Annotated in this window: 27 protein-coding genes and 5 tRNA genes; 22 read left to right on the forward strand and 10 right to left on the reverse strand. The window is 51.7% G+C overall.

Annotated elements, in window-relative coordinates; all coding sequences use genetic code 11:
- Nucleotides 1-95: 95 nt before the first annotated feature.
- The 13 genes from pyrF to PKO01S_RS11250 all read left to right on the forward strand — a co-directional run bounded on the left by pyrF (nt 96) and on the right by PKO01S_RS11250 (nt 13,395).
- On the forward strand, nt 96-833 hold the full coding sequence (gene pyrF / locus PKO01S_RS11195) for an orotidine-5'-phosphate decarboxylase (protein ID WP_127531434.1): 738 nt from the start codon (nt 96-98) through the stop codon (nt 831-833).
- Nucleotides 830-1,477: an orotate phosphoribosyltransferase gene (pyrE, locus tag PKO01S_RS11200; protein WP_127531435.1), complete on the forward strand. Its 648-nt coding sequence runs from the start codon at nt 830-832 to the stop codon at nt 1,475-1,477. The genes pyrF and pyrE overlap by 4 nt, the downstream gene beginning before the upstream one ends.
- 196 nt (nt 1,478-1,673) lie before the next feature.
- On the forward strand, nt 1,674-3,395 hold the full coding sequence (locus PKO01S_RS11205; RefSeq protein WP_127531436.1) for a methyl-accepting chemotaxis protein: 1,722 nt from the start codon (nt 1,674-1,676) through the stop codon (nt 3,393-3,395).
- A gap of 207 nt (nt 3,396-3,602) precedes the next feature.
- Nucleotides 3,603-4,454, forward strand: a complete 852-nt coding sequence (locus PKO01S_RS11210) for an ABC transporter ATP-binding protein (protein ID WP_246070541.1) — start codon at nt 3,603-3,605, stop codon at nt 4,452-4,454.
- The gene (locus PKO01S_RS11215) at nt 4,420-5,505 is read left to right on the forward strand and encodes an efflux RND transporter periplasmic adaptor subunit (protein ID WP_127531437.1); all 1,086 of its coding nucleotides are present in this window, start codon (nt 4,420-4,422) and stop codon (nt 5,503-5,505) included. Before PKO01S_RS11210 ends, PKO01S_RS11215 begins: the two co-directional genes overlap by 35 nt.
- A gap of 3 nt (nt 5,506-5,508) precedes the next feature.
- The gene (locus PKO01S_RS11220) at nt 5,509-8,388 is read left to right on the forward strand and encodes an ABC transporter permease (protein WP_127531438.1); all 2,880 of its coding nucleotides are present in this window, start codon (nt 5,509-5,511) and stop codon (nt 8,386-8,388) included.
- 3 nt (nt 8,389-8,391) lie between these two features.
- Nucleotides 8,392-9,267, forward strand: a complete 876-nt coding sequence (locus tag PKO01S_RS11225) for an ABC transporter ATP-binding protein (RefSeq protein WP_127531439.1) — start codon at nt 8,392-8,394, stop codon at nt 9,265-9,267.
- Nucleotides 9,268-9,272: 5 nt separating this feature from the next.
- The gene (locus tag PKO01S_RS11230) at nt 9,273-10,853 is read left to right on the forward strand and encodes an ABC transporter substrate-binding protein (protein ID WP_127531440.1); all 1,581 of its coding nucleotides are present in this window, start codon (nt 9,273-9,275) and stop codon (nt 10,851-10,853) included.
- Nucleotides 10,854-11,101: 248 nt separating this feature from the next.
- Entirely contained in the window at nt 11,102-11,269 is a 168-nt protein-coding gene (locus PKO01S_RS28765) for a hypothetical protein (protein ID WP_164779574.1), read from the forward strand.
- Between the two features lie 138 nt (nt 11,270-11,407).
- Nucleotides 11,408-11,484, forward strand: a tRNA-Ile gene (locus PKO01S_RS11235).
- A 22-nt stretch (nt 11,485-11,506) separates the two neighbouring features.
- Nucleotides 11,507-11,595: transfer RNA gene (locus PKO01S_RS11240), tRNA-Leu, on the forward strand.
- Between the two features lie 379 nt (nt 11,596-11,974).
- Complete coding sequence (locus PKO01S_RS11245) at nt 11,975-12,601, forward strand: nitroreductase family protein (RefSeq protein ID WP_127531441.1); 627 nt, start codon at nt 11,975-11,977, stop codon at nt 12,599-12,601.
- Nucleotides 12,602-12,855: 254 nt separating this feature from the next.
- Nucleotides 12,856-13,395, forward strand: coding sequence for an NUDIX hydrolase (locus tag PKO01S_RS11250; RefSeq protein WP_127531442.1), 540 nt, complete (start codon nt 12,856-12,858; stop codon nt 13,393-13,395).
- Nucleotides 13,396-13,463: 68 nt separating this feature from the next.
- On the opposite strand, the gene PKO01S_RS11255 is transcribed toward PKO01S_RS11250, so the two are convergent.
- On the reverse strand, nt 13,464-14,219 hold the full coding sequence (locus PKO01S_RS11255) for a GTP pyrophosphokinase (RefSeq protein WP_127531443.1): 756 nt from the start codon (nt 14,217-14,219) through the stop codon (nt 13,464-13,466).
- A 174-nt stretch (nt 14,220-14,393) separates the two neighbouring features.
- On the opposite strand from PKO01S_RS11255, the gene PKO01S_RS11260 reads away from it, so the two are divergent.
- A complete protein-coding gene (locus PKO01S_RS11260; protein ID WP_127531444.1) occupies nt 14,394-15,080 on the forward strand; it encodes a uracil-DNA glycosylase in 687 nt (228 codons plus the stop codon).
- A gap of 44 nt (nt 15,081-15,124) precedes the next feature.
- On the opposite strand, the gene PKO01S_RS11265 is transcribed toward PKO01S_RS11260, so the two are convergent.
- The 6 genes from PKO01S_RS11265 to PKO01S_RS11290 all read right to left on the reverse strand — a co-directional run bounded on the left by PKO01S_RS11265 (nt 15,125) and on the right by PKO01S_RS11290 (nt 17,532).
- Nucleotides 15,125-16,111, reverse strand: a complete 987-nt coding sequence (locus PKO01S_RS11265) for an S-layer homology domain-containing protein (RefSeq protein WP_127531445.1) — start codon at nt 16,109-16,111, stop codon at nt 15,125-15,127.
- Nucleotides 16,112-16,288: 177 nt separating this feature from the next.
- Entirely contained in the window at nt 16,289-16,627 is a 339-nt protein-coding gene (locus PKO01S_RS11270) for a L,D-transpeptidase (RefSeq protein WP_127531446.1), read from the reverse strand.
- 122 nt (nt 16,628-16,749) lie between these two features.
- Nucleotides 16,750-16,825 (reverse strand) — tRNA-Val (locus tag PKO01S_RS11275).
- 25 nt (nt 16,826-16,850) lie between these two features.
- Nucleotides 16,851-16,926: transfer RNA gene (locus tag PKO01S_RS11280), tRNA-Val, on the reverse strand.
- Between the two features lie 195 nt (nt 16,927-17,121).
- Nucleotides 17,122-17,197, reverse strand: a tRNA-Val gene (locus tag PKO01S_RS11285).
- A 143-nt stretch (nt 17,198-17,340) separates the two neighbouring features.
- Nucleotides 17,341-17,532, reverse strand: a complete 192-nt coding sequence (locus PKO01S_RS11290; protein WP_127531447.1) for a DUF2524 domain-containing protein — start codon at nt 17,530-17,532, stop codon at nt 17,341-17,343.
- Between the two features lie 147 nt (nt 17,533-17,679).
- Between PKO01S_RS11290 and PKO01S_RS28770 the strand changes: the two genes are divergently transcribed.
- The 3 genes from PKO01S_RS28770 to PKO01S_RS11300 all read left to right on the forward strand — a co-directional run bounded on the left by PKO01S_RS28770 (nt 17,680) and on the right by PKO01S_RS11300 (nt 18,442).
- Nucleotides 17,680-17,844: a hypothetical protein gene (locus tag PKO01S_RS28770; RefSeq protein ID WP_164779575.1), complete on the forward strand. Its 165-nt coding sequence runs from the start codon at nt 17,680-17,682 to the stop codon at nt 17,842-17,844.
- A 62-nt stretch (nt 17,845-17,906) separates the two neighbouring features.
- Nucleotides 17,907-18,191: a hypothetical protein gene (locus PKO01S_RS11295; RefSeq protein ID WP_127531448.1), complete on the forward strand. Its 285-nt coding sequence runs from the start codon at nt 17,907-17,909 to the stop codon at nt 18,189-18,191.
- A 14-nt stretch (nt 18,192-18,205) separates the two neighbouring features.
- A complete protein-coding gene (locus PKO01S_RS11300; protein WP_127531449.1) occupies nt 18,206-18,442 on the forward strand; it encodes a DUF3892 domain-containing protein in 237 nt (78 codons plus the stop codon).
- A gap of 119 nt (nt 18,443-18,561) precedes the next feature.
- Here PKO01S_RS11300 and PKO01S_RS11305 read toward each other — a convergent pair whose 3' ends face one another.
- Nucleotides 18,562-19,293: an MBL fold metallo-hydrolase gene (locus tag PKO01S_RS11305; RefSeq protein WP_127531450.1), complete on the reverse strand. Its 732-nt coding sequence runs from the start codon at nt 19,291-19,293 to the stop codon at nt 18,562-18,564.
- A gap of 202 nt (nt 19,294-19,495) precedes the next feature.
- Here PKO01S_RS11305 and PKO01S_RS11310 point away from each other — a divergent pair, with 202 nt between their 5' ends.
- The 3 genes from PKO01S_RS11310 (at nt 19,496) to PKO01S_RS11320 (ending at nt 20,893) form a co-directional block, all read left to right on the forward strand.
- Nucleotides 19,496-19,702, forward strand: a complete 207-nt coding sequence (locus PKO01S_RS11310) for a hypothetical protein (protein WP_127531451.1) — start codon at nt 19,496-19,498, stop codon at nt 19,700-19,702.
- Between the two features lie 184 nt (nt 19,703-19,886).
- A complete protein-coding gene (locus PKO01S_RS11315; protein ID WP_127531452.1) occupies nt 19,887-20,450 on the forward strand; it encodes a stalk domain-containing protein in 564 nt (187 codons plus the stop codon).
- Nucleotides 20,451-20,581: 131 nt separating this feature from the next.
- On the forward strand, nt 20,582-20,893 hold the full coding sequence (locus PKO01S_RS11320) for a DUF1292 domain-containing protein (protein ID WP_127531453.1): 312 nt from the start codon (nt 20,582-20,584) through the stop codon (nt 20,891-20,893).
- Nucleotides 20,894-20,958: 65 nt separating this feature from the next.
- Here the strand turns inward: PKO01S_RS11320 and PKO01S_RS11325 are convergent, their stop codons facing one another.
- Nucleotides 20,959-21,393, reverse strand: coding sequence for a DUF1885 family protein (locus PKO01S_RS11325; protein ID WP_127531454.1), 435 nt, complete (start codon nt 21,391-21,393; stop codon nt 20,959-20,961).
- 128 nt (nt 21,394-21,521) lie between these two features.
- Nucleotides 21,522-22,991, reverse strand: a complete 1,470-nt coding sequence (locus PKO01S_RS11330; RefSeq protein ID WP_127531520.1) for an aminotransferase class I/II-fold pyridoxal phosphate-dependent enzyme — start codon at nt 22,989-22,991, stop codon at nt 21,522-21,524.
- A gap of 177 nt (nt 22,992-23,168) precedes the next feature.
- On the opposite strand from PKO01S_RS11330, the gene PKO01S_RS11335 reads away from it, so the two are divergent.
- Both PKO01S_RS11335 and PKO01S_RS11340 read left to right on the forward strand, forming a co-directional pair.
- The gene (locus PKO01S_RS11335) at nt 23,169-24,419 is read left to right on the forward strand and encodes an MFS transporter (RefSeq protein ID WP_246070542.1); all 1,251 of its coding nucleotides are present in this window, start codon (nt 23,169-23,171) and stop codon (nt 24,417-24,419) included.
- Nucleotides 24,420-24,439: 20 nt separating this feature from the next.
- Nucleotides 24,440-25,630, forward strand: a complete 1,191-nt coding sequence (locus PKO01S_RS11340) for an MFS transporter (protein WP_127531456.1) — start codon at nt 24,440-24,442, stop codon at nt 25,628-25,630.
- Nucleotides 25,631-25,732: the final 102 nt, after the last annotated feature.

A 25,732-nucleotide genomic window follows, 5' to 3' on the forward strand; every position in this document is an offset into this window, starting at 1 on the left:
CAAGGCGATGGACAGGCGGGCGGCGGATGGCCGCCTTCCATGTCCGGCTTCATATCGTCGGTTAATTAAAGCAAGTCGAAAGGGGAACAGCAGCGATGGGTCTGACGTTGGAACAAGCAGCTGGACGAGTAATGGTTGCGCTTGATTATCCGGAAGCATCGGCAGCGGAGAAGCTGCTGCGCGAGCTGGACGGCATTCCATGCTATATGAAGGTTGGCATGCAGCTGTACTACGCAGCTGGACCGGCATTCGTAGCGATGCTGAAAGAGCGCGGCTATAATGTATTCCTTGATTTGAAGATGCATGATATTCCGAACACGGTCAAAGGCGGCGCAAATAGCATTACGAAGCTTGGAGTCGATATATTCAATGTCCATGCGGCAGGCGGCAAAGCAATGATGGAAGCGGCACTGGAAGGCGTAGAGGCTGCGCTTGCAGGCGTATCCGGCGCGAACAAACCGACGGTTATCGCGGTGACCCAGCTGACAAGCACGAGCCAGGCGGTGCTCAACGACGAGATCGGTATTGCCGGTCCGGTTAACGAAGCGGTTATTCGTTACGCGAAGCTGGCCCGTGAAGCAGGCTTGGGCGGTGTCGTTGCGTCTCCGCAAGAGGTTGTCGCGATCAAAGAAGCTTGCGGCAGCAGCTTCAAGACGATTACGCCAGGCATCAGGCCGGCAGGCGCTGATATCGGCGACCAGTCCCGCATTATGACGCCTAGCGATGCGATTAAAGCAGGTACGGATTATATGGTAATCGGCAGACCGATTACGGCGGCGCCAAGCCCGCGCGCTGCGCTTGAATCGATTATTAAGGAGCTGATGAGTGTATGACGACGGTATCTGTAGAGCAGCTGCCACGTGAAATTGCAAAAAGTTTGCTGGAAATCGAAGCGGTGGCACTTCGTCCGAACGATCCATTCACGTGGACATCCGGAATGAAATCGCCAATTTACTGCGACAACCGTCTGACGATGACGTATCCGGTTATTCGCGATCTGATCGCTGAAGGCTTCGCAGCGGTTATCCGCGAGCGCTATCCGAACGCTGAAGTCATTGCAGGAACGGCAACAGCAGGCATCCCGCACGCGGCTTGGGTTGCACAAAAGCTGGGCTTGCCAATGGCATACATTCGCGATAAAGCGAAAGGCCACGGCAAACAGAACCAAATCGAAGGCCGTATTACGGCTGGACAAAACGTCGTCGTCATCGAAGACCTGATCTCGACAGGCGGCAGCTCGCTGAAAGCGGCTATTGCCGTGCAAGAGGCTGGCGCGAACGTGAACGCGGTGCTTGCGATTTTCTCCTACCAATTCGCTCAGGCGACGGAAGCATTCGCAAGCGCAGGTATTCCGCTCGAGACGTTGTCGAATTATTCCGCACTGGTTGAAGTGGCGGCAGAGATCGGCAAGGTGCAGGAATCCGATCTTGCAGCACTGAAATCGTGGCGCGAGGATCCGCAATCGTTCGGCAAATAATCGATGCAAATGAAACGGTCATTAAGGGAGCTATGCTTTCCTGGATGGCCGTTTTTTATTTTGCTGAATTATGTTCATGTTCACAATATTTCACAATTCGACACAATAATTTTAATATCTACATGGAAACTATTGCATATTGCTGCCTTTCCGCCGATATGAATGTCATCAGTTCAGAAAGCGGTGAAACCAGCGTATGATCAAGCTTAATTTTAGAATGAAGATGCTTATTCTAACCTCCATTCCGTTCATGTTGTACTTATTCTCATCTATTTACTATCCTCGCTACTTCAACACTCAATCCGACCATGCAATGAACCAAGTGTATGAGACGGCCTATAAGGCTAGCAGCGATATATTGAATGCCGACCGTGATGTCTACCAGGCGCAGAACGCTTATTTGCAGTGGATTCCTCTAAAGGCGGGAGAAGCGAAGGATGCGGCTGCGAAATCATTCGAGGAGAACACGAAGCAGGCGCAGGACCGCGTGAAGTCGGCGAAAACCTTGATTGAACAGGCAGGACTGCTGGACGCCACGGCTGAGGGCTCGAATAAGCCGGTTCGGGCGTTGTTCGGCGATTTCGAACAACAATTCGGCCAGTGGAGCACCGACGTCAGCGCAGCGATTAACAATGGCGGCGTACTAACCGCAGAGCAGAACGAAGCGTTCGAAACCGGGAGAGCCGGGCTGAATTCAATTACCGACGAATTGGACTCTTATGCTCATCAGTCGATAATAGCGATCGAAGATGACAATAAAAAGATGACACAATCGACGCTAATCATCTCAATTGTGCTGATCGTCGTGCTTGCGGTCAGTTTGCTTCTTACTTTACGTCGGATCGGCAATTCCGTCCGTACTGCGGCGTCGAAGACGTCCCGTATTATGAGCGGAGATCTGACGGTTCAGCCCGAAAGCAATTATTCGAGCGATGAGCTCGGCACGATATTGAAAAGTACTGATTCGATGATCGGCAATTTGAAATCCATGATCGGCAGCATCGTCGACAATACCGGCAAAGTGGCGGGTTCCGCCGAGCAAATGTACGCGGCAGCAAAGGAAACGGCGGAATCCGCCACTCATGTTGCAGCCAACATTCAAGAAGTGACGGCTGGCTCCGAAGTTCAAGCAAAGAGCGCGGATGAAACGTACCGGGCGATGGAAGAAATGACCGTAGGAATCGTTCGGATTGCGGACAATACGACGGCGATGGCGGATCAATCCATCCATACATCGGCTAATGCAAAGGACGGACGGGAAGCGCTCGACCGTTTGATTGAGCAGATGAACGAAGTCGGTCAGACGCTGGCTCAGTTGTCTGAGACTGTGCACACATTAGAGCACCGTTCTGGCCAGATCGGCCAGATTGCGGAAGAGATTACGGCTTTCGCCTCGCAGACGAGCATTCTTTCATTAAATGCATCGATCGAAGCGGCCCGCGCGGGCGAATATGGCAGAGGGTTTGCGGTCGTCGCCGGCGAGATTCGGAAGCTGTCTGCGCAATCGCTCGTATCCGCTGATAATATTCGGGAACTCGTCGGCCGTACGCAGGAAGATATAGCGGGTGCATCAGGTTATATGAGCCAGACGCTGCGGGAAGTTGAGCATAGCAGCTTGCGTATCGCCGCTTTGGATGAGCAATTCGTGCATATATCGGCATCCGTGCAGCAAATGACGGATCAGCTTCAAGAAAATTCGGCCATTACGGAACAGCTGTCGGCGAGCGCAGAGCAGGTGAGTGCCTCCACGGAGCAATCATCGTCCGTGTCCGCTGTTAATCTCGGCCGGATCCAATCGGTTGCGGCTGCAGCCGAGCAGCAGCTTGCCTTAATGGGCAGCATGTCGGAGGCAGCATCCCAGTTGCAGCAGATCGTATCGGATTTGAAGCGTGCCGCTGCGTATTTCAAAGTCTCATAGTCGGACTCAAAATAATGGGCTTCTTACAGGATCGAACCAAGTTCCGTGTAAGAGGCCCTTCTTTTGGTAATATGTTTCACCATACATAACATCTTAATTTTTCTTTATAAAAATATTCCTTTAATGCCGTAACTTTTTTTCCAAGATAGCCGTCTAAAGGATAAATGAGAAAAATGAAAGAGTGATAGGGGAGGTGTCCGCCTGCCTATGGGTTTGTGGACTGCATGGAGATCGAAATCAAAATCGAAGCAACCCGGCAGTATAACGGCTGAGATGGAAGTCGCGGCCGGTGAATCTTCGGAGGCGGTGGCCGACCAGTCGCCGCAATCCGGGGTGACGGAAGCGCAAGCATCGCTGCCGGTAAGAAAGCCAAGGATCACATCGTCCGGCGAGCCGTTAATGACGGTAAGCACGGTCGAACGCAGCTTTCAAGTCGGCGGTCAGCCGCTGCATGTGTTGAAAGGTATTACGATGCAAATTATGCCGAATCAGCTTGTCATGCTTAGAGGCCGGTCCGGCTCGGGTAAGACGACGCTGCTTAACATGCTTGGAGGGCTGGATCAGCCGAGCAAAGGGGAGATATGGTTCGACGGTCAGCCGTTCCATAAGCTTGGCGACGGCGACAGAACGTTGATCAGACGCCGGGATATCGGTTTTATATTCCAGGCTTTTGCGCTAATGCCGCTGTTGTCAGCATGGGAGAACGTTGAGCTGTCGCTTCGTATGGCCGGCGTTCCGAAGAAAGAATGGAAGGAGCGCGTAACGCACTGTCTCCGGTTGGTCGGGCTTGAGAAACGAATGCACCACCGTCCGTTCGAACTGTCCGGCGGCGAGCAGCAGCGCGTTGCGATCGCCAAGGCGATTGCGCACCGGCCAAAGCTGCTCTTGGCGGATGAGCCGACTGCGGAGCTTGATTCCCAGATGTCAGCTCAGATTATGGCGGTATTTCAAAATATCATCGCAACAGAACAAGTGACAATATGCATGACAACACACGATCCTACGATTTTGGAGGTTGCCGACCATGTTTACGAGATGGTGGACGGAAAGTTTATTTAAGAGAGGCGCAGCAGTGATGCTGTCCGTCTCGCTGCTTACGGCGGGCGGCTGCGGCTTGCTGCCGAAGGAACAAGAAGAGGAAGTTCTTCCGGCGATTACGCCGCCGACGATATCGAAGAAGCCAGAGTACGATGTGACAACGGCTACGCTGGAGAAGAAAGTATCGTCCGTCGGCAAAATGATTTCGATGCAGGAAGAAACGATGTACTTTACGCTCAACGAAAAACGGATCAAGGAACTGTACGTGAAGAACGGCCAGAATGTGAAAGCAGGCGATACGATCGCGGAGCTTGATGTCGATGATTTGCGCAAGCAGCTGCGGAAGAAACAGCTTGATTTCCGCAGCAGAGAAGTGGCGATGAAGCAGACACTCCGCGACAAGGACACGATGGACCCGATCGAATTCGAGAAGGCGGTCATTGACTTTGAGGAAGGCCGACAAGAACTGGTCGACTTCCAGGAAGAAATCGATAAATCGGTTATTACAGCTCCATTCTCGGGAACGGTTGTTTCATTAAACGTGCAGAAGGGTGACTTGCTTAAAGCTTATGACCCGGTATGCGTCATAGCGGACACATCCCAATTAACAGCTGCCGCGAAGCTGGGCAAGGATGAGCTGGCGCAAGTGGCGATTGGCATGCCGGTCATCGCGGACATCAACGGCGTGGGCGAAGTGAAGGGCATCGTCAAGCAGCTCCCGCTGCCATCGGATGATCAAGAGAACAATAACGGCAACGGCGGATTCCCGAGCCAGAACGGCCAGCAGAAGCCGGAGCGTCCGGAAGATTTTCTGCTCGTGCAGCTTGATAAGCTGCCGAAGGAAGCGAAACGCGGAACGCCGCTGTCCGTTAATATTATCGTTAACCGCAAGGAGAATGCCGTCGTCATTCCGCTGTCGGCACTTCGCAGCATTGGTTCCCGTTCCTATGTACAGGTAGTAGAGAGCGACGGCACGAAGCGCGAGGTCGATGTCGAGGTTGGCCAGCAAACCGCAACGGAAGCGGAAATCCTGAAAGGATTGACACCGGGGCAGAAAGTCGTAGGTCGATAATCGATGGGGATTCCGCTGTTTCGATTTCTGTTCCGTAAAATGTGGAACACGCGTTGGCTGACGCTCAGTACGTTCGTCGGCCTCGTTATTGCGGTCGCATTCGCGACAAGTATTCCGATGTATACGGATGGGGCGCTTAAACGGGTCGTTGCGCAATCGCTGCAGGAGAAGAGCGATGGATTGCCAGCAGGCTCCTTGCTTATCCGCAATCAAGCGACTGCCGGCTCGAAGACGGATTTGAAAGCATTGAACGACGTCGATTCTTACATTAAAGATGACGTGCCGTCGCGAATCGGGTTTCCGGTAACGACGGATGTCCGGACGTATTCGGTTCGCAGCACGGAGATTGTGCCGGTCGATGTCACGAAGGTCGATCCGAGCCGCGTACGTCAGATGACGCTCATGACGATGTCGGGGTTGAAGGATAAGGTCGAGGTGACGCAGGGCCGCTGGTTCAATGACAGTACGGCAACGGGCGATACGATCGAAGCGGTCATGCTGGAAGAAGCCATGTACCGCAACGATATCCATATCGACGATGAATTTGAATATCCGGTGTACGGCGGACTTGATCTGACGTTGAAGGTGAAGATCGTCGGAGCTTACAAACCGATTCTGGATACGGATCCTTACTGGTATCAAGGCTTAGAGAGCATGATGAGCGGTCTGCAGATCGGATCGGATGCATTCGTGAAGGGGTTGCTCGAGCAGCAGCATGTGCCGCTTCATATGGCGAACTGGTATTATGCCTTCGATCTTAGAGAAATCAAGACGAGCCAATTGTCTCCGTTAGGGCGGACGCTTGAGAGGCTTAACATCGATCTGTATCAGAAACTGAAAGATACGAAGATCGAAATTTCGTTCGCTTCGACGCTATCGGAGTTCCGCAAGCAGAGCTTACAGCTGCAGACGCTGCTGTTCACGCTGGCAGCGCCGATGATAGCGATGGTATTCTACTTCATCGCGATGAACGCCCGGCAAGCGCTCGACAAGCAGCGGTCCGATATTGCGGTGCTTCGCAGCCGCGGTGCCCGAACAAGACAAATTATTATGATCTATTTGCTCGAAGGAGTATTGCTTGGGATTGTGGCACTCATCGTCGGTCCGATGCTGGGATGGTTCATGGCGAAGAGCATCGGATCAGCTAATGGCTTCCTAACGTTCGTCGACCGCAAGTCGATACCGGTCGGCTTCTCGACCGAAGCGATTATTGCGGGCGTCGCTGCCGTTGTGCTGGCCATTCTGGCAACGGTCATTCCGGCTGTAATTTATGCCCGTTCGTCTATTGTGAGCTACAAGCAGCAGCTTGCGAGATCCGACAAACGTCCGGTCTGGCAGCGTTGGTTCCTCGATGTCATTCTGCTCGGCGTTGCCGGCTACGGCTGGTATTTGTTCAACGAACGGCAAATGATTTCGTTCCAGACCGGCATGACAACCGACCAATTGAACGTTCAGCCGTTTCTGTTCTTCGTTCCGGCCATTGCAATCTTCGCATTAGGACTATTCTTTCTGCGTATATTCCCATGGCTGCTTAAACTGTTCAATTGGCTCGGACGCAAGCTGCTCCCGGTGCCGCTCTATCTGACGCTTACGCAGCTGTCGCGTTCGGCCAAAGGTTATTATCCGCTTATGATTCTGCTTATTCTTACGCTAGGTCTTGGCGTATACAACGCTTCGGCGGCGCGTACGATCGATCTGAACTCGACGGAGCGCACGTTGTATAAGTACGGCACCGACGTCATTATTCAGACGGTATGGAGCGGTTCACCGGAGATCGATCTGTCCAAATCGGGCGGAGGCGGCGGTCAAGGAGGCGGGCAAGGCGGTGGCCAAGGAGGTGGCCAAGGAGGCGGCGGTCAGGGCGGAGGTGCCGTACCGTCTCGCATTAACTATACGGAACCGCCATTCCAAGTATTCAAGGAGCTGGATGGCGTCGAGGCTGCAGCCCGCGTATTGCAGACCAAGGGCAATGTCGTCGTCGCGAACAAATCGGTCGGCCAAGGAACGCTGATGGGAATCGATAACGTCGACTTCTCCAAAGTGGCATGGTTCGGCAGCGATCTGTATCCGGTTCATCCGTACTACTATTTGAACAATCTTGGATTGTTCGAGCAAGCGGCTATCATTCCGTCCAGCGTGGCGGACAAATACCAGCTCAAGCTCGGCGATACGATCCAAGTCGGCTTGCCGGACGGCATGATCGAGTTCGCCATTGCGGGCATTCTGCCGTACTGGCCGAGTCAATATCCGGATCAGTCGCCGTTCGTTATCGCCAATCTGGATTACATTTATGATCAAGTTCCAATCATGCCTTACGAAGTTTGGCTGAAGATGAAGCCGAAAGCGCTGGTTGGTCCTCTTATGACGACGCTACAGCAGAAAGGCATTGAGCTTGCCGATGTCAAAGATTCGCGTGCGGAGCTGCTCACGCAGTCGAAGCATCCGACGCGCGGCGGCGTATTCGGTATTCTGAGTCTAGGCTTCCTCGTCTCGATTATGATATCTTTGACCGGCTATGTGCTGTACTGGTTCTTCAACCTGTCGGGCCGGGTCGTCCAATTCGGCGTACTGCGGGCAATGGGTTTGTCGCGTATTCAGCTGACCGGCATGCTGCTGTTAGAACAGCTGTTCACGGCTGGTTTGTCCATCGGGCTAGGTATTGCGATAGGCAAGATCGCCAGCAAGCTGTTCCTGCCGTTCTTGCAGACGACGGAGAACGTCGCCAATTCGGTTCCGCCGTTTAGGGTTGTCTTCGATTCGAAGGACACCAATCAGCTGTACGCCGTCGTAACGGTCATGATTATGATCGGTGCAATGCTGCTGCTCCTACATATTCGCAGGCTGCGCGTGCATCAAGCGGTCAAAATGGGAGAGGAGCGGTAACCGATGATCGATTGCGAAGGCTTAGTCAAAATTTATAAAACCGACGATCTCGAAGTTGTAGCGCTGCAAGGCTTGAACTTGCGCGTCGAAGACGGCGAGATGATGGCGATTATCGGCAACAGCGGCAGCGGCAAGTCGACCTTGCTGAACATTCTAGGCGGACTGGATCGGCCATCGGCCGGTTCGGTATCGGTCGGCGGCTGGGATCTGCTCAAGATAACAGAGGAGCAACTCGTTGAGTACAAACGGGATACAGTCGGCTTCATCTGGCAGAACAATGCGAGAAACTTGCTTCCGTATTTGACCGCACTCGAGAATGTCGAGATGCCGATGATGCTTCGGGGCAAGCTGGACCGTGCTTACGCGAAGCAACTGCTGGAATGGGTCGGTCTGAAGGAACGTATGCATAACAAGCTGCAGCAGTTGTCCGGCGGCGAGCAGCAGCGGGTTGCCATCGCGATCTCGCTGTCGAACCGGCCGAAGATGCTGCTGGCGGACGAACCGACTGGTTCGGTCGATACGCGTACGTCGGATATGATTATGGATATTTTTCGGCGGATGAACCGGGAGCTCGGCATTACAGTCGTTATCGTAACGCACGACCTTTCACTCGCGAGCAAGGTAGACCGTGTCGTCGCGATCCGCGACGGGTTGACGAGTACCGAGTTTATTAAACGAAATCCGAATCTTGACGAAGAGATGGCAGCGGGCGCCGGCAGCCTGCAGCAGGTCCATGAGGCTTATGTGGTCGTCGACCGCGTAGGCAGGCTGCAGGTGCCTAAGGAATACTTGTCGGCGCTTGGCATTAAAGATAAGGCGACAATCGAGTTCGACGGAGAGCGAATCGTCATCTTGCCGCCTAAATCATTGGAGGGGTAATCATTATGAACAGAAAAGTTTGGCTGAAACGTGCAGCAGTGACATCGGTTGCGCTAACAATGGTTGTACCAGCGCTTGCTGCTTGCAGCAGCGGAGAGAAGAGCAATTCGAATGAGAAGCATGTGCTTCGGATTGGAACGCTGTACGGCGGCAAAGACCAAGAGTCATACTTCCGCCAGCAATATACCGATATGTTCGAGTTCTCGCACCCGAATATCGAACTGGAGATCGTTCCAGCGATCAATCAGGATGATCAACGGTACCAAACGTACGATCCGAACGAACCTCAGAAGGAACAGCCGGATCCGTATCTAGAGTACAAAAAGCTGTTGACAGGACAAAATCCGGTTGACGTTGTCATCATCGATTACAATCAGTTGAAGCGCATGATTCAGGACAACTTGCTTCAGCAGCTCGACCCGCTTATTAAGCAGGATAAGTTCGATCTGACCGACTATGTGCCGACCGTTATCGATGGCATCAAGCAGGTGGGCGACAATAGTCTGTTCGCGCTGTCGCCGACATTCGGCAGCTCGGCGTTGTTTTACAATAAGAAATTGTTCCAAGAAGCAGGCGTAACGCCACCTACGGACAACATGTTCTGGCCGGACGTGATCGATCTTGCCAGCCGTGTTGCGAAGGGAGAAGGCAAAGACCGGAAGTATGGATTCATGTTCAACCGCTGGCCGGGAAGCAACGGCGTGTGGGACGTTCAGAACTATGCGTCTGCGCTTCAACTCAAAATGTGGGACGACAAGGGCGAGAAAATGCTCGTAAACAACTCCAGCTGGGAAGGTGCGATGAACACCGTCGCGAAGCTGTATAAAGACGACATCACCCCGGATCAAGACGATATTAACAAGGTGAACGAAAGCAAAAACAATTCGAACGGCGGCTATAACCCGCTCGATAATGACTGGTTCATGTCGGGCCGTACTGCGATGGTTATCGCGGAATACAACTACGTGAACGAGCTGAATATGGCGAATGCCAGTGCGGACAAAATTAAGGATTATAAGCCTATCGAATGGGATGTCGTAACGGTACCTCAATTCCAAGAAGCAGCCGGCATCGGCGGCAACATGTATTTGAGCCAGCTGATGGGGATCAATGCACAGGCCCAGAATGCGGATGATGCATGGGAATTTATTAAGTTCAGCAACAGCCGCGAATTGGCGAAGCTGAAGTCGCGCAGCCAGTACGAGCTGACGGCACGCAAAGAGTTCTTGAAGCCAGCAGACGGCAGCACTAACTTCAACATTGCAGCATTCTATTCGTTGAAGCCGATCCCGCCTACCTCTACCGATGCAGATGCTCTGTACCGCACGAAGCCGGGCATTTGGGAAGCGCAGAATCCGGGTAACGATCTGTTCACCGAAGTTGTCAAAGGAACGAAGACAGCCAAAGAAGCGCTTGCCGAGTGGGAAACGAAGGGCAACGAGATTTTGTCGAAGCTGGAGACGAAGAAGAAAGACGGAGACGACACGACGATTGAAGTGAAGTCGGACGAAGAGAAGCTGAAAGAAGCATCCGGCGAAGCGGATGCTGAAGCGATGGACGCGGTTGAAGTGAACGTCGGAGGGTAAGGGTCTAAAGGTAAAGATCTAACGAACTCATGTATATTTGATAAGCAAGCAGCCTTCTGTCACGCCCGTTCTGAGGAACGGCGGAGCGGGAGGCTGTTTTGCTATGTCCGGTTATTTGAGGCCAGGTAAGAGCGACTGTAGAGCGACTGGAGAGGTATGGGAAGCAATATGGAAACAAGTTGCTTGTTTTCGCTGAATTTGGGTACATTAAAGACAACAACATTGCGACACCAGCTCTGGAGGCGGGAATGATGAAATGGATCTACTGGGGAAGGTTGTATGAAACGAAATTTCAAGCGGGCTGCTTAGTGCGGCGGATGGAGAATGATTGGTGGATCTATGGTTACGAGAGCCCGTCCGAGGTAGAAGTATTCCGTTCGCGTAAAGGCAGATACGGCGTCCGTTTCGTCCCTTGACGGCACTCTATGTTTTTTTAGTTGCCGGCTAGCGAGTATTTCCATAAAAAAATGGTTGACTTGATGTAATGGAATATAGTATATTAATTTTTGTCTCCATTCAGCAATTCATCCCAAACGATGAGTTGGCTGTCAGGAGGGCCCTTAGCTCAGTTGGTTAGAGCGGTCGGCTCATAACCGATTGGTCGGGGGTTCGAGTCCCTCAGGGCCCACCATAGAATTACTTTTTTCACCCGTGCCGGGGTGGCGGAATTGGCAGACGCACAGGACTTAAAATCCTGCGGTGGGTGACCACCGTACGGGTTCGACCCCCGTCCTCGGCACCACTTGATTTTATAGGGTTTTTGAGAATTCGAAAACGCCTATCAAAGCGTTAATCCTGTAAAGCTAAAATTGGTACACAGGATTATGGCAAAGAAATGGATGAATCTCCTTTTCAGTATCTGACTTCGATCAGATTTTGAAAAGGAGATTTTTTATTTTGTCTTGATTAATGAAAATAAAGAAGGTTGCCTCAACTAGATTAGAAGACGCATTTTCTGAACTGGACAAATCGTAATCGATTTACAGAATAGCGTTTGTTACAAGTAACTTAATAACATGAAGAGAATATGCTTTCGAATGTTGTATTTATAGATTATAATTACTTCAGATAGTTACATAAATCAAGTAAATAAATTATTTATAGTGTATGGAGGATATTGTATGAGTGAGTTTGTATCGATTCTTAAGGAAAGAAGATCGGCTAACCGTTTTGTCGAAGGTGTAAAGATATCGCGAGATCAACTGGACGAAATATTAAATCTAACCAAGTATGCTCCATCTGCTTATAACTTGCAGCATACGCATTATTATGTCGTTACGGATCGTGATCTAATTGAGAAGATATACGAAGCAGCTTACAAGCAATATAAGGTGAAAACCGCTTCCGCCGTTATTTTCGTTTTTGGCGATACTAAGGCGCATTTGCATGCGGCAAGTCTCAATGAGGGCATGAAAGCATTAGGCATTTTGAGTCAAGAAGAATACGATCGGACAGTGAATAATACGATTCAATTTTATGAGAGTCGTGGAGAAGCTTTTCAACGAGAAGATGCATTACGTAATGCAGGCTTATCGGCTATGCAATTTATGCTGATTGCCAAGGAAAAAGGTTGGGATACTTGTCCGATGCATAGTATTGATGAAGAAGTACTAGCGAATTTGTTAGATGTGCCCGAACAGTTGGTTCCCGTAATGATGATTACAATCGGCAAGTCGGCAACGGAAAGTTTTCGGCCTCGGGGTTATCGTAAACCTGTTAATGAATTTGTTCGGTATTTTGGAGAATAACTGTAAGGGTCCGACCTTGTGCACGGCAACATGTCCATGTATATGAATTAGGCTGGCTGTGCAAGTCTAGTCCAATGAGCCTCCTTGCCGATTAGCGGTGAAGGGGGCTTTTTGGTTCCGATTCAGGTGAACATCTTTCATATCTCGGAAGGAGTTTTATGACGGGTTGTCGAAATATAGCGGATATATAATGCGTATGTAAATGATTTTCGGTTTAACGGATCCATAGTCCATAAAGAATGCGGGTGAAGACTGTGAAGCTAATTCGCACGATTACAGACAGCGATTTTATCGGCGGCAGAATCGTATTGCTGCCTTTTGTATCCCGAGTAGCTTCCAGAGGCGTTCTGCTGAACGAAAAGAAGCAAATAGCGATGATGGATTTGGCAACCCTCAAGCTGTCGAAGCTGCCTGGCGGCGGAGTAGAGAAGGGTGAAAATTATGAGCAGGCGTTCGTTCGCGAGATTAAGGAAGAGACGGGCTACGTCTGCGAAATCGTTCATACGCTGGGCTACATCGAAGAGCATAAGAATCGAAACAACTTCATGCAGCGGTCTTATTGTTATATAGCGAAGGCGTCGAATGATTGCGGACCTGTCATGTTAACGGCGCAAGAGAAACGGCTTGGGATGAATTTGAACTGGATGCATATGAAGGATGCCATTCGTACGCTTTCGCATTCCGCAGCGGTGTTGAAGGATCATTCCTCACGGTTTACATTGCTGCGGGATCTTACGATTATCGAGGAAGCGGACAAATGGCTGAACGGCCATAAAGCGGAAGCTTCCGGTTAAGTTGAACAAAGGCGCCTAGCGTACCACGTAAAGTGGTTGCTGGCGCCTTTTGGTTAGGATGAGGATACTTATTTCTTCTCGTCACCTACGTCGCCGATCAGTTCGAGCAGGGCGGCAGGAATTTGAAACTGTTGATTGCTGATCATGATCCGTTTCAATTGTTCGTTCTCGGCTTCTGCATGCGCTTCTTTAATCTCCGAAATTTCACGGTGCAGCCGCTCCATCTGGCGGTCGAGCGCGTTCGCCGATTCAGCCGCTGATTTCAATTCCTGCAGCAGATGAAGGGGGACGGCTTCGTTATATTTATAAAATATTTTATGCTCCAGGCTTGCCCAGAAATCCATCGCGATCGTACGGATTTGCACCTCGACGAAGATGCGCTCGAGTCCGTTGGACATATAGACCGGTACTTCAATCAGCAGGTGGAGACTTTGATAGCCGTTAGGCTTCGGGTCTTTAATATAGTCTTTGACCTCTACGATTCGCAGATCGTGATGCTGGTGCAGCATGTCGCTGATCCGGTATATATCGGAGATGAATGAGCACGTAATTCGTAAGCCAGCAATGTCCTTAATGTTGTTCCGGATGTTGTCGAGCGACAGGTCGCATCCTTTGCGCATCACCTTATTCATAATGCTTTCTGGTGATTTCAGCCGCGACTTCGTATGTTCAATCGGGTTATAGTCGTGCAGCAGATGAAATTCTTCTTTTAATATTTCGATTTTGGTTTCCATCTCGTCCAGCGCAAACTTGTAAGCCATCAGAAAACGAGTGATCGTGTTCTTAAACATCTTGAATTGTTCCATTGGATAGTTGGTATTCATATTCTCTCTTTCTCCTCCGTCTCCCGTAGCGTTAGTCGGCACGACTGAGCCACTCTATGAGCATATTACAATTAAGGGGAGGAAAGCAAATGGATGCATCGGGGGAAGCGCCTCCAATTGCCGCGTGAAGGAGAGGCCGTTATACTTAATGGTAGCAAATATTGAGGTGAGCAAATGAGAACGATACAGCAGCAGGATTGGCTGGACAAACTTGCGGGCGAATGGGCACAGCCATACTACGAGCAACTGCAGCATAAGCTGGATGCGGAGTATGCTGCAGGGAACGTATTTCCGGCGCGTGGCCAAATATTTAACGCTCTAGAATTTACACCATATGAGCAGGTGCGTGTCGTTATACTCGGACAAGACCCGTACCATGGCGAAGGGCAGGCGCATGGGCTTAGCTTCTCTGTGCAGCCCGGCATCGCCATTCCGCCCTCGCTGCGCAATATCTATAAAGAGCTGGAGAGCGATATCGGTTGCATAGCGCCTGCGCACGGCTCGCTCGAGTCGTGGGCCCGGCAGGGCGTGCTGCTGCTTAATAGCGTGCTAACGGTACGGGAGGGGCTGCCGAATTCGCATAAGGGGTTGGGATGGGAGAAGCTTACCGACGCCGTCATCGCGGCTCTGAATAAACGTGAGCAACCTGTTGTGTTCATTCTATGGGGTAATCATGCACAGGCGAAAGGGTCGTATATTGATACGGCAAAGCATGGCGTTATTGCGACGGTGCATCCGAGCCCGCTGTCCGCAAGGAGAGGCTTCTTCGGAAGCCGTCCTTTCTCCAAGGCGAATGAGTTCCTGAAGCAATGGAACTGCGAGCCGATCGATTGGGCGATTCCTCCTCTGCAGACGGAATAAATCAAAAAACGCATCCGCGATAAGCGGATGCGTTTTTGATGGCGTTAGGAAGCGGCAGATACGCTGCTCTCCGGGACTGCAATGCTGATTGCTCCTGTACTTGCCGAGCTGGATGTCACGCTGACGTTCGTATCATCCAGAACCGGCGCATACTCGGCCGACACGTAAGTAACGGCTTTGGCTTCCGTCAGCACCTGCGGATACACGCGGTCTGGATCCGGGTGCTTGACTTCTACCGCAATGACAGCGGTTTGATCGCGGAACGTGATGGAGCTGATGCGGAGTCCATAACCTGGATTCGGCAGCGTCGCCGTGACGGTCACTTCGTTAATCGACGGATTGACGGGTTGTACACTCAGCTTCATGTCGTAAGCATTGCTGCCTCCGCCGCCATTATTCGAGCCATCTTCCTGATCCTTGACGAATTGGATGGCGTTATAGAGCCATCCGGCAGCCGTGCCGCGTGTAATAGACTGCTTTGGGTTAAATTTCGAGTGATCCAGCTTCGCAATGTTCGTGATGAGAAGATTCTGGACGCTGTTCCGGTAAGCAGGGGTAACCTGGTCTTCATCATCGTATAGAATGGCGAGCTGAATGAAGGCGAGTTCACGGTCCGCAGTCATCGCCTGGAACAAATAATGAGCGAACTGCTCACGCGTCATTGCAGCGGCCGGCTCAATGTCCCGAGGGAGATCCAAGCCTTCGGCATGCGCGATAACGAACGCTGGGGCATACCAAGCATCGTCTTTGACCTTCGTAAAGGAGTCGCTCGCTTTTGGTTCTTTGATGTAGACGTTGTCGTCTTTCAGATCGAAGCCTTTCACAAGCAGCGCGATGCCTTCTGCGTTCGACAGTTTGCCTTTCGGGTTGAACTTGCTTCCGTTGCCGGATAGAATGCCTTTCTTGTGTAAACCTTCGATTTGGCTTTCGTTAGGGTCGCCCTGAGTATCGGAGAAGGCATAGACGGATTGGCCCAGCAAGACAAGCAGACAGGTCGTCATAATAAGGAGGAGGGAAGCTTTCCTTTTCATCGTTGAAGCCCCTTTCGCAATGGATTGTACGCTTAAAGACGCGGCCATAAGGCAAAATGTTGCAGCTGCCACAATCAATCATGCTTGTCCAAATGCCAAGAAGAAGCTGCCGAACATCACAGCGGTTCCGATGCTGTCAGGCCGGCAGCTTCTTGCAGAGGCTAGATAAAGGTGATTCTAGTTGCGGATGGTTACGCGAGTGCCGATCGGCACAAGGCGGGACAGCTCCAATACGTCTTGATTATACATCCGGATACAGCCATGCGATACTAGGCCGCCGATCGAAGCGGGATTATTCGTGCCGTGGATGCCGTAATGAGGGCGGGAGAGGCCCATCCAGAACGCACCGAACGGTCCGCCTGGGTTCGGCTGTTTATTCACAATGCGGTATTCGCCGGTCGGTGTTTGTGTCAGCATCCTGCCGATGCCGATCGGGAATGCGCGCGTTACGACGTCGCCGTCGAGCAAATAAAGGCGCCGGTCGGACAAGTCGACAATAATGCGATAATCGGGCATTCGTGATCCCTCCGCCATATCGTATGCAACGGAGAGTGGGGGAGGTTCGCCAGAGCTGTAGTCGGCATCGGGACAACAAAAAACCTCTTGAGACTCATCTCAAGAGGATAGTGTATACAATATGGTGATCTGTAGTGGGCTCGAACCACTGACCCCTACCCTGTCAAGATAGTGCTCTCCCAGCTGAGCTAACAGATCATATGTAATGCGGTATGAAGTTAAATGGTGATCTGTAGTGGGCTCGAACCACTGACCCCCACCCTGTCAAGATGGTGCTCTCCCAGCTGAGCTAACAGATCACATTTGAAGCGACATGAAATAATATATCACGGACAGAAGCGCGTGTCTATAGTTTATTTGCATAATCAATAATTTTTTGTGCGATAGGCGTAGGGCAACCTGTAAACCGTAATTTGAGCATTGTCAGCAGTTACGACCAAGGTAAACAAAAAACCTCTTGAGATCGCCGTCTCAAGAGGATGGTGTGTAAAGTATGGTGATCTGTAGTGGGCTCGAACCACTGACCCCTACCCTGTCAAGATAGTGCTCTCCCAGCTGAGCTAACAGATCATAATGGAAAGGTTGTCCGAAAGGGACGTTTATTAATATAGCAAATCCATATGGCACAGTCAACATTTTTCTAATATAAAAAAGACTGCTCATCGCCTCAGCAGAGGGGAGCAGTCGCTGTGGTTCGAATAATGCGCTAGCCGTTAGGAAAGATCCTTTGGAATATCGCACTTGTTGCGGATGAATCGGATCTGGTTGTCCAGATGGTTGGCAAGCTGCTGCTGTTCATCCGACAGCGAATGCTGGTTCTGCAAGCTTTGCAACTGAGCGATCAAATCGGGCAAATCGGCAGACGCATTCGCGCAGTCGTAGTCGGATTCCAAATTGTGCGTCATGGGACAGCACCCCTTTCGAGCGGAATAAGTGAAGAAGGAACCGCCATTAGTATGACTCGAGGCAGTGCCTCTATTCGTCATTCCGTGTTCTATTTCGCCCAGAAAGCGCATACGTTGTTCTAAAGACGTTAGGAGGCGGATGCTTGGATGGCGGCGGAATACGCCAATTTGTTCGTATGGCTGATCGGTTTGTTCGGCATTGTCGGCATCGTAATCGTTAATGTAGCGAGGTTCGTGATCAAGGATTCGCTTGCATATGACGAGTCGTTCGTCTGGCGGCGCAAGCTGCCGAAGGAATCGCGCAAAGATTGAAAAATGTCTCAACGGGCAACACTAACAACGTACGTTGGTATTAGCGATGGAGGCGTTGTTAGTTGAAGCAGAACGTGTCGGCATGGTCCGGCGCAGCCGTCGGCATAGTGGCTGCGTCGCTTCTGTGCGTGTTGGCTTACAGTGCGGCTCATAAGCAGGGGTGGTTCAGCCAGTCGCTGACCTCTTCCTCAGTCCGCTCTCATGTTTATGGGAGCAGTGTTAGGGAGCAAGTATACGGCGAGTGGGACGGCGAACAAATGAACGGCCATCAGTCGCCTTCGAATCAAGTGGACAAGCTGTATTCGCCGGCGATGCAAGAAGAGCTTCCGTCCAATATGACGAACTAGAGGAAGGTGTTAAGATGGTGCAGGACAATCGGGAGTCCATCGTAGCAGTGCGTAAAAATGGAGATGGCGATTTAACGGGTTTCAAGACGTCATCAGGCCGTGAACTGGCTTACGCGGAAGCGCTGCAGCTCGTTCAATCGGGCCAAATTGCAGGCGTTAACGCCTTTAAAGGTAAAGATGGCGAAACATATATTCGCGGCGATGCGGACGGCGATCCTACGAACAACTTGGATCAACTGCCTCTGTTCTAAGGGGCAGGCGAAGTATTGTTTAAGGGCATTAACCAGGAACGGGACCGGAATGGCTAAAGGGGCATGAGCCCTTACTTGGCTGTTCTGGTCCCGTTTTTGCTGTTGGACTGCTATTATTATTAGAATTCGTAAGCGATGCCTTGTTCAAGGAATGTCATCCGGCTCGTCTGGCCGATAAAGTCGGGCATCGTATCTCCGTAATGCATCAGCTTCGTCATCGTTTGAATCGATTCGGGCAGCGTCAGCAGTTCGTCCAAGCTGGCATGCACCGTGCCGGGGGAGCTCAACTGGCAATCGTGAAAAATAAGCTGGATGCCGCGGTCATTCACAAGCTGATGAAGCAGCTTCGGATTAAACCGCATATCGGCACTGTAGAAGAAACGTTCGTTGATGATGAACGAGTAGCTGAGCCTATTGTCGATGTGCTCGGTCTGGACCGGCTCGACAATAAGACCCGGCGCAATGCCGGTGGGCTCGTCGACCGGAATCAGCTTAACCGTGAAGTAGTCGTCAAGTGACGGAAGAGGCTCTTGAGCCAACTCGCTGTTCAGCTTCTCCCACAACGGATCACGAAGCGTATTCGGCAAATAAAGCACCAGCTTTCGCTGATAGGTGTGCATGATCTCGAGAGCAAGCTCCTCCAAACCGCCAACATGGTCACTATGCGTATGGCTGATGAGTACGGCATCCAAATCACTGAATGGCATACCGAGCCGCTGCAAGGCAGTTGGAGCCGTGTAGCCGCAATCGACAAGCAGTCGGAAGCCGTCCGCATGGATAACGGCGTTGTTGTTGGCGTAATTTTGGGCGAATGCGTCGCCGGTTCCGATCATGGTTATGGTAGCTTTCATCGGTTCATGCGGCCTCATTTCCGTCGAGTGGATTTGTTCATAACATTAGCATTGAGATGCCCCAGCTGCAAACCGGACGGCGAGTGAGGTCCTTGCATCGTCAGCCGCCCAATCCTGCTGCCGTTCCGGTACGCGTCCGCCCGCACCTACATATCATGGAAATAAACCATTTCTATGAATATGCGAATGAAGGTGTGGACGAATGAGCAAGGGGAAATCGAAAGCGTCAAAGAAGAAGAAAAAGACCGCCTCGGACCGCAAGCAGATGTTCATGAAGCTGGTGCTCTCGAACACTTGTGCAGTATGCAAAACCCCTTGTGCCCGCGGCATGCAGTATTGGGAGCGCATGCAGGAGCCGGGTGCCGTCGGCCAAGGCATCCCTTGTCCGCTGACGAAATATTATCAGTAACATGCCGGGAAATCATGCGCTTCGGACGGCATGATCATTTCCCGGGGAAGCGCAAGTTTCTACACGGAGCGACAGCGTGTAACCACCTGGACACTTATTCGTAAATGTTTCATATTGTGGCGCAACTTTGGACAATATGGCGAGTATAACCTTTCATCAGAACTGCGATGGAGGGTTTGCATTCATGAAAGCTAGAAAGGTAATCATTGCGCTGATTTTGCTGTCGGTGTGGGGAGGAAGCATGATATTCGCCGATTCCGCCGTACAGAAGGTTCGAGTCATTGTTAACGGCAGCGAATTGGATGAATCGGGATTGCTGCAGGACGGCAAGACGTATTTGCCACTTCGGCCAATTGCAGGTACGCTTCAAGCGCTGGTCACTTGGGACGAGAATGCGAAGAAGGTTACCGTATATAAACCGAACGTGCATATGTTTCTGTTCCAGGACAATGTTATATTCGGAAATGTTAATAAAGGCAACCGCTATACGTTCAAAGTGTTCGCTCAGATCGACAATTTGTTAACGGACGTCGCGGCAGTGAAGGTATCGATCTTCGATCCGTTCGGCGGAGAGAAAGTCATTCAGCAGCAGACCGTGAACGTATCCAAAGACAACTTCTGGTTCCGGACAGAAGACATCAAGTACAACTTCGACTCCGCAGGCAAGTATTCGGTTCGTTTCTATATGAAAGCGACCGAAGCGGACGAATGGCGCCAAGTATCGGAGAAGTTAATAACAGCACAATAAAGGCAAGCTCCGTCCTCATTCGCAGTCTATGGGGAGCGGAGCTTTTCGTTTGACCACGAACTAGGAACGTGATACGATACGAGGGTGTATGCACATTGAGGCGTATTAATGAGCGAAATGGGGTAAAACGAATGAGCGAGCATGAGCACCAACATGGCGACGATTGCGGCTGCGGCCACGATCACGAGCATGAAGAGCATGTATTTATTATGACAGACGAAGACGGCGAAGAGCGTGAGATGGTAATGGTCTACACGTTCGAATCGCAAGATCAAGTATATGCGGTTCTGATTGACCGCAACGATCCGGAATCGGACGGCCTGATCTTCCGCATCGAAGAAGAGAACGAGGAAGCATTCCTTGTCGGCATCGAAGACGACGAAGAGTGGGACCGCGTTACGAAGCTTTATGATGAGATTGCAGCACAGCAAGGCAACAACTAAGTTTTGCTGTCTAATATGAGCAACGACAACCGCCTGTGGCTAGCCGCAGGCGGTTTTTTGTGCTGTTATTTGCGCGGATTGTAGTACATGATGCGTCCGTTGAACAGCTGCAGCTCTGCCTTGAGACTGCGGGCGATAAATCGGCTTAGTTCGTTAGCTTTGCTTTTATCCCCATGTGTTGCTCCGTCGGGAAGGGCAATCTGCACGATAGGGCAGCTGTCTTCCGAGCCGGTGTCCGCAGGAATGGCGCTTAAGGCGATGTGTCGGTAACGGGATTCTCTGCCGCGCAGATAGAGCCAAGAAGGCTCCTTCTCCGAAGGCGGAGTAACCGGTTCGATCGTGTAAGGAAAGGCGGCGTTCTCGTATTCCCAATCAAGCTGGCTGCCGGTACGGCGCACCGCGTCTTGGTAGGCATGCAGCGATTGCTCCAAATCGGAAAGCGTAACGCCTTCCGGTGCGGCTGAGCTCTTGACCAGCCGAATGTAAGCGTTTTGACTCATGCAGACACCTCCTCCCTCATCATAGCATGGGGTGGGAAAAGCTGACAACGGACCTCGACGGTCCGTCATAAAAAAAGGCCCAAGCTCCCGCACGAACGTGCAGGTGTTTAGGCCGGTTAATATTTGATCTAGAAGATCGCTTCTTCCTCGACGATTACTTTTACGAATTGAATGCTGCGATCCTCGGGACCTTTGACCGGGAGGCCGACTTCGACATGGTCGACGATGTAGTCGATATTCTGCTGCGATATGACCTCGCCCGGAAGCAGGATCGGAATGCCCGGCGGATAAACGTAGATAAATTCGGCAATGATCCGGCCGGCCGATTCTTTGAACGGTACGATTTCTGTCTCGGCGTAGAATGCATCGCGCGGCGTCAAGGACAGATGCGGGATTTCTGGAATTTTGACCACCATTTCCTGCACCTCGCCCTTCGAGTGGAACTCATCGGACATCGTCCGAAGTGCCGTCAACAGTTGTTCTACTGTATCGCGGGTATCACCAGTCGTAATCAGGCACAGAATGTTATACATATCGCTCATTTCGACTTCGAGATTATACCGTTCCCGCAGCCAGTTCTCCGCTTCGTAACCGGTAATGCCAAGATGGCGGACGTGAATCGTGACTTTGGTCGGATCGTAGTCGTAAGTTGCTTCTCCGCCCAAGATGTCCTCGCCGAAGCAGTACAAATCTTTAATTTGGTTAATTTCAGCCCGTGCATGCTGTGCCAGCTCGATCGCCCGCTCGGCGAGCATATGTCCGTTGATCGCCAGATGGCGGCGGGATGTATCGAGCGATGCGAGCAAAATGTACGATGTCGACGTTGTCGTCAGCATGCTTATGATCGATTGGATACGGGTCGGATTGACGCGTCCGGCACGGACGTTCAATACCGAGCTTTGTGTCATCGAACCGCCGAGCTTGTGCATGCTTGTTGCGGCCATGTCAGCGCCGGCCTGCATAGCGGACATCGGCAGTTTCTCATGGAAGTGGATAAGTACGCCATGCGCCTCGTCGACGAGAACCGGCACGTCGTAGCTGTGCGCAAGGTCGACGATCTCTTTCAGATTGGCACAAATGCCGTAGTAAGTCGGGTTGATGACCAGCACCGCTTTTGCGTCAGGGTGCTTGTCAAGCGCACGGCGTACCGAACGGGTCGTAATGCCGTGGTCGATGCCCAGATTGCCGTCGCGGGCAGGCGATATGAAGATTGGACGGGCGCCCGAGAAAATGATCGCAGCCATGACAGACTTATGTATGTTGCGAGGAACGATAATTTTCTCGCCAGGTCCGCAGACCGCCATAATCATCGTAATGATGGCAGTGCTTGTACCTTGTACAGAGAAAAAGGTATAATCGGCACCGAAGGCATCAGCTGCCAATTTTTGTGTTTGCTCGATTACGCCCGTCGGCTGATGCAGGTCGTCCAGCGGTGCAATGTTGATTAAATCGATGGATAAGGCGTTCTCGCCGATAAATTCCCGGAATTCTGGGTCGCTGCCCATGCCTTTCTTATGTCCAGGAATGTGGAATTGTAAAGGATTATGCTCCGCATGGCGGCGAAGCGCGCTGAAGAGCGGAGTTTCGTTATGATCCATCGCTTCATCCCAGCCTTTCATTATAGCTTCTTCTAAGTTAAACAAACAAGGTTGAGTATAGCAAAAACAGGGGGGAATGCAAGCTGCTTTTTTGGTCGCATCTCCCGTTGCCGCTTGTTGGAGTCAAAGCTAGACGAAATGGGTCTGCATTATGGAAAGGGGTAAGGTATGTCAACGATGAGTACAACGATTACGGGAAGAAGAGTTCTGACCTCCCCGTTTGTCCTGCAACTGCTTGTTATTATGTTTTTCGTCGAGTTCGTCAAAGGTGCAATGATGGTGTCTATTCTTCCGGTTTACATGGGCGAGGTGCTTGGGCTGTCTGCCTATGCGATTGGTTGGGCGCTGGCGCTGCAGTACATAGGCGATAATGCATTCCGCAGCCCGCTAGGCTGGATTATAGACCGTGCTGGATACCGGACGGTTATGCTCGTTGGCGTCCTCTTGACGTTCGCGGCGGTCGTTATCGTCGCTTACTTTGATTCTTTGCCATGGATCGTGGTTGCATGCGTGCTGATTGGCGTAGGCACATCGCCGCTTTGGCCGTGCGTCATCACCGGCGCGACCGCCGTTGCCGGCTCGGAAGCGGGCGGTACCATCATGAGCGTTGTCTATATGGCATGGCTGACAGGCGTCGGCATTGGACCGATCGTCATTAATTTTTTTATCGCGAAATCATATGTACCGGCGTTCAAGCTGCTCATCGTCATGATGATCATCGCTTCGATCGTGACCGTGTTCTTGCCGGGAAGGACGAAATCGAAAGCGATAGAAGGGCTCGCGGAACAAGCGGAGCAGGGAGACTCGAAAGAGCATCGTCCGATCGGAGAACGAATCAGACGGTACTTGGCCAAAGTAGGCAGCTCGATGCACGCCAGCAAGCTGCTCTATCCGGCGATGTTCATGCAGAACTTCGCGCTCGGGCTGCTCGTTCCGATCTTGACGTTGTATGCACGAACCGTGCTCCATTTGAAACCTCATCAATACAGCCTTTATTTGCTTGCGGGGGGCGCGGTAACTGTGCTCGGTCTTATACCTGTAGGCAAAGCGGTCGACAAATACGGTACGCGCTGGTTTCTGCACGCCGGATTTCTCGGGGCGTCCATAACGCTGCCGCTGCTCGGCTATACGCGGGACCTGCTGCTCGTGCTGCCGGTTGTTGCATTGGTCGGACTTAGTTACGCTTGTATTATTCCGGCGTGGAACGCGCTTATTGCGCAGGCGATTCCGAAGGAAGAGCGGGGCGCGGTCTGGGGCTTCTTCTTAACGATCGAAGGTGCGGGCATGGTGCTCGGATCGATTCTCTCGGGCAAAATGTGGGACAGCTTCGGTCCGCACTCGCCGTTTCTGGTGAGCGGCGTCGTACTTATCACGCTGTTTGTTCTTCATTTGTTCATCACCAAGAAGAAGACAGTTGTGGTACGATAGCAGTTGGAGGGATTGTCCAGATGAAAGACAAACGATTATTCATTGTAATGGCTACGCTTATGATTACATTCGTCGGCTTCGGCATTATTATTCCGGTTATGCCGGAGCTTATATTAGCGACGGATTCGGGATCGGCAGAGATGCATACCGGCTTGATGCTCGCGATTTATTCGGCGGTCTCGTTCATTTTATCGCCCCTCTGGGGCGGTTTGTCTGACCGGATCGGCCGCCGGCCGGTCATCCTGACTGGTATTCTCGGATTTGCAATCAGCTTCCTGCTGTTCGGACTTGCGGCAGGCAATCTGCCGCTCATGTACGCTTCGCGTGTGCTCGGGGGACTGTTCTCAGGAGCGGTTACTTCCGTCATCGTCGCCTATGTGGCCGATATTACGCCGCCGGAGCAGCGGACAAAAGGAATGGGGCTCGTCGGCATGTCGATCGGCCTCGGCTTTACGATCGGACCAGGCGTGGGAGGTTTGCTTAGCCGCATCTCGCTCGAGATGCCATTCTACATTGCGGCTTGTTTATCAGGTGTTACCTTTCTGCTTGCGCTCGCGAAGCTGAATGAGTCACTGCCGCAAGAGCGTCGCCGCAAAGCAGCAGACAAACGGCCGTCCCGCTGGACGGCGTTTACCGGGCCGCTCAAATATTTGTACGTGCTGGCGTATGTTGTTTCGTTTTCGCTTGCGGGTATGGAGGCGACTCTGCAATTTTTCGGCATTCAGCGCTTTGACGTTACACCGGGACAAGTCGGCTTTATGTTCTTTATTTGCGGCATCGTAGGGGCGCTCATTCAAGGCGGCGTTGTCCGCAGACGAATCAAGAAAGGCGAAGAGCCGAAATACATCATGATCGGCCTTATTATCTCGGCAATCGGCTTCTTCTTGCTGCTGTACGCTCATTCGCTCGCTTGGGCGACGATGGCGCTTGCTGTGTTCGGCGTCGGTAATGCGCTCATCCGGCCTTGCGTCACCTCGCTTATTACGCAGAAGACGATGGTTGGTCAGGGCGTTGCGTCGGGCTTAAGCTCGTCGATGGATAGTCTCGGCCGTATTACCGGTCCGCTGCTCGGCGCTTATTTGTTCGATCTGAACTTGCAATTGCCTTATTTGATCGGCGGCATCCTCTCGCTGGCAGCTCTTGTGCTATTGGCGCAGTTCGGCCGGCTCGACCGGAATTCCGCATCAGCAAGCCAGACGAAGACAGCGTAACAAGGGCAGGAATGCCGCTAGTATGCATGAATTTTATCAAGTGCAACGACATCACAATGATCTAGCGTAATTAACTCGATCCGGCCCGGCGTCCATGAAGTG

The sequence above is a fragment of the Paenibacillus kobensis NBRC 15729 genome, assembly GCF_004000825.1.
Lineage (GTDB): Bacteria > Bacillota > Bacilli > Paenibacillales > Paenibacillaceae > Paenibacillus_T > Paenibacillus_T kobensis.

Excerpts from the sequence above, each read along its gene's own strand:
- pyrF (WP_127531434.1), top strand. The coding sequence starts at position 96 with ATGGGTCTGACGTTGGAACAAGCAGCTGGACGAGTAATGGTTGCGCTT.
- pyrE (WP_127531435.1), top strand. The coding sequence starts at position 830 with ATGACGACGGTATCTGTAGAGCAGCTGCCACGTGAAATTGCAAAAAGT.
- PKO01S_RS11205 (WP_127531436.1), top strand. The coding sequence starts at position 1,674 with ATGATCAAGCTTAATTTTAGAATGAAGATGCTTATTCTAACCTCCATT.
- PKO01S_RS11210 (WP_246070541.1), top strand. The coding sequence starts at position 3,603 with ATGGGTTTGTGGACTGCATGGAGATCGAAATCAAAATCGAAGCAACCC.
- PKO01S_RS11215 (WP_127531437.1), top strand. The coding sequence starts at position 4,420 with ATGTTTACGAGATGGTGGACGGAAAGTTTATTTAAGAGAGGCGCAGCA.
- PKO01S_RS11220 (WP_127531438.1), top strand. The coding sequence starts at position 5,509 with ATGGGGATTCCGCTGTTTCGATTTCTGTTCCGTAAAATGTGGAACACG.
- PKO01S_RS11225 (WP_127531439.1), top strand. The coding sequence starts at position 8,392 with ATGATCGATTGCGAAGGCTTAGTCAAAATTTATAAAACCGACGATCTC.
- PKO01S_RS11230 (WP_127531440.1), top strand. The coding sequence starts at position 9,273 with ATGAACAGAAAAGTTTGGCTGAAACGTGCAGCAGTGACATCGGTTGCG.
- PKO01S_RS28765 (WP_164779574.1), top strand. The coding sequence starts at position 11,102 with ATGATGAAATGGATCTACTGGGGAAGGTTGTATGAAACGAAATTTCAA.
- PKO01S_RS11245 (WP_127531441.1), top strand. The coding sequence starts at position 11,975 with ATGAGTGAGTTTGTATCGATTCTTAAGGAAAGAAGATCGGCTAACCGT.
- PKO01S_RS11255 (WP_127531443.1), bottom strand. The coding sequence starts at position 14,219 with ATGAATACCAACTATCCAATGGAACAATTCAAGATGTTTAAGAACACG.
- PKO01S_RS11260 (WP_127531444.1), top strand. The coding sequence starts at position 14,394 with ATGAGAACGATACAGCAGCAGGATTGGCTGGACAAACTTGCGGGCGAA.
- PKO01S_RS11265 (WP_127531445.1), bottom strand. The coding sequence starts at position 16,111 with ATGAAAAGGAAAGCTTCCCTCCTCCTTATTATGACGACCTGTCTGCTT.
- PKO01S_RS11270 (WP_127531446.1), bottom strand. The coding sequence starts at position 16,627 with ATGCCCGATTATCGCATTATTGTCGACTTGTCCGACCGGCGCCTTTAT.
- PKO01S_RS11290 (WP_127531447.1), bottom strand. The coding sequence starts at position 17,532 with ATGACGCACAATTTGGAATCCGACTACGACTGCGCGAATGCGTCTGCC.
- PKO01S_RS28770 (WP_164779575.1), top strand. The coding sequence starts at position 17,680 with ATGGCGGCGGAATACGCCAATTTGTTCGTATGGCTGATCGGTTTGTTC.
- PKO01S_RS11300 (WP_127531449.1), top strand. The coding sequence starts at position 18,206 with ATGGTGCAGGACAATCGGGAGTCCATCGTAGCAGTGCGTAAAAATGGA.
- PKO01S_RS11305 (WP_127531450.1), bottom strand. The coding sequence starts at position 19,293 with ATGAAAGCTACCATAACCATGATCGGAACCGGCGACGCATTCGCCCAA.
- PKO01S_RS11310 (WP_127531451.1), top strand. The coding sequence starts at position 19,496 with ATGAGCAAGGGGAAATCGAAAGCGTCAAAGAAGAAGAAAAAGACCGCC.
- PKO01S_RS11315 (WP_127531452.1), top strand. The coding sequence starts at position 19,887 with ATGAAAGCTAGAAAGGTAATCATTGCGCTGATTTTGCTGTCGGTGTGG.
- PKO01S_RS11320 (WP_127531453.1), top strand. The coding sequence starts at position 20,582 with ATGAGCGAGCATGAGCACCAACATGGCGACGATTGCGGCTGCGGCCAC.
- PKO01S_RS11325 (WP_127531454.1), bottom strand. The coding sequence starts at position 21,393 with ATGAGTCAAAACGCTTACATTCGGCTGGTCAAGAGCTCAGCCGCACCG.
- PKO01S_RS11330 (WP_127531520.1), bottom strand. The coding sequence starts at position 22,991 with ATGGATCATAACGAAACTCCGCTCTTCAGCGCGCTTCGCCGCCATGCG.
- PKO01S_RS11335 (WP_246070542.1), top strand. The coding sequence starts at position 23,169 with ATGAGTACAACGATTACGGGAAGAAGAGTTCTGACCTCCCCGTTTGTC.
- PKO01S_RS11340 (WP_127531456.1), top strand. The coding sequence starts at position 24,440 with ATGAAAGACAAACGATTATTCATTGTAATGGCTACGCTTATGATTACA.